Raw genomic sequence first — 1,834 nt, 5'->3', positions numbered from 1 at the left:
GCTTACAAGGCGCTGTTTATCTAGTTAATACCTCAAAATTCCAATACAAAAATAGCCAGCAATTTGCTGGCTATTTTTTAAGGCTTGTTTGTGAATTAGTTCGCTGGGCAGCCTTTCACTTCTAAACCATTACTCATATAGATTAGATCACCATCTGCTGGTGCGTACTGCGCGGCAGTGACATTAGGGTTATTAACAAAGAACTCGCGCAGCACAGCGGCATCCGTCAACTGCGTCGACTCAACATCAATTATTGGGTAGTCATCACCGCCAGCGGCACTAAAGCTGATCACGGAGAACGTGTAGGTGTCCGCTAAATCAAAGCCTTTGCCATTGATATCTCGAATGGTCACATCACTCAAATCACAGTCGACGGTTAAGCTAATATTGTCGAGCTGGGCATAAGCGCCAGATCCTGCAGTCATCGTCGCAACAACGTCTAAATATGCTTTAACCTCAGCCCCTGTCATCGTTGCTTTAGTCACGAAGTTTCCGAAAGGTTGAACCGTCAGCACATCACGATAAGCAATATCACCCGCCGCAATTGAGTCACGAACACCACCAGAGTTCATCACACCAAAATCAGCATTAACTAACTTATAAGTGCGATAAGCTTCCCCTAACAAATGACCAAGGTTAGTTTGCTCAGATCGAACCACATTACGGTCACCTTCAAGCTTCGCATCGGTTTTAGAGATAATGACATCTAACAACTCTTGTCCCTGCTGCTGATACGCGGAAAGAGTAGCAATTACTGTTGAATTAGGTTCAATTTCAGATTGGATAAATTGGTAATCACCATTTTCATCCTTCTCTTTTAAGTTCACGGGTATCAGGTCGTACTTCGCTAAATGCAGCTTTCCATCGTAAAACTCAAAATCAGCTCTACCTACATATTTACCCCATTCGTGAGCTTGCATGATGTAGGTACCATTTTGCTGATCCGGCTTACAGTCATCTCCCGGATTGAAATCAGCATATTCATTACCTTCCATACAAACAGGATTTTGAGAGTGCCCGCCAATAATGGCATCTAACTGACCTTCTTCTAGAGAGCGAGCAAGCAACACATCGCCAGGCGCTTCACTACCATGCTGACCATCTGCGTAGTGCCCCATATGAGTCGTAGCAAAAATCAAATCAACCGTTTCATTGGCCTCAATTTCTTTTATGGCTTTTTTGATTTCGACTTGCGGGTCGGCAAAGTGAATCGTCGCGACGTTGTCAGGGTTAACTAATTTCGCCGTATCTTTAGTTGTCAGGCCAATAACCGCAACCTTTAAGCCATTGATAGTGAATACTTTATATGGAGAGAAAAGGCGTTCATCAGTAACTGTGTCTCCATCTTTGATATAAATATTAGCCGCTAGCATCGGGAAGTCGGCCAATTCCGCCTGCATATCTAACACATCCAAGCTATTGTCGAACTCGTGATTACCTAACGCCATCGCGTCGTAACCAAGAAGATTCATACCTACAAAATCTGGTACCGCATCCTGCATATCAGACTCTGGCACACCAGTATTAATGTCGCCACCGGACAATAGTATCGTCTCACCACCATTTTGAGTAACTTCTGCACGAATACTATCAATCAGCGTCTTACGAGCCGCCATCCCATACTCACCCTTACTGTTCTCCCAAAAACGACCGTGATTATCGTTAGTATGTAACACAGTAAACTTGGTACAAGAAGCAGCTGTGTCACACGTTACCGTGATGTCGTCACTATCCGAGCCACAACCAACCATCGCTATGCCGATAGAGAGCACCAGTAAAGACTTAGTAAAATTCATAGAAGATCCTTTATTAATCGTTTTAATGTCGTTATGGC

1 protein-coding gene is annotated in these 1,834 nt (G+C 43.9%); it reads right to left on the bottom strand.

Annotation, left to right across the window (positions count from 1 at the left end):
• Positions 1–95: 95 nt before the first annotated feature.
• Positions 96–1,796, bottom strand: coding sequence for a bifunctional UDP-sugar hydrolase/5'-nucleotidase UshA (gene ushA / locus Q0688_RS01260; RefSeq protein WP_299072076.1), 1,701 nt, complete (start codon positions 1,794–1,796; stop codon positions 96–98).
• Between the last annotated feature and the right edge of the window lie 38 nt (positions 1,797–1,834).

The organism is uncultured Paraglaciecola sp., assembly GCF_937123705.1.
GTDB lineage: Bacteria > Pseudomonadota > Gammaproteobacteria > Enterobacterales > Alteromonadaceae > Paraglaciecola.
The sequence above is the reverse complement of the archived record's forward strand: the minus strand, read 5'-3'. Positions and strand labels throughout refer to the sequence as shown.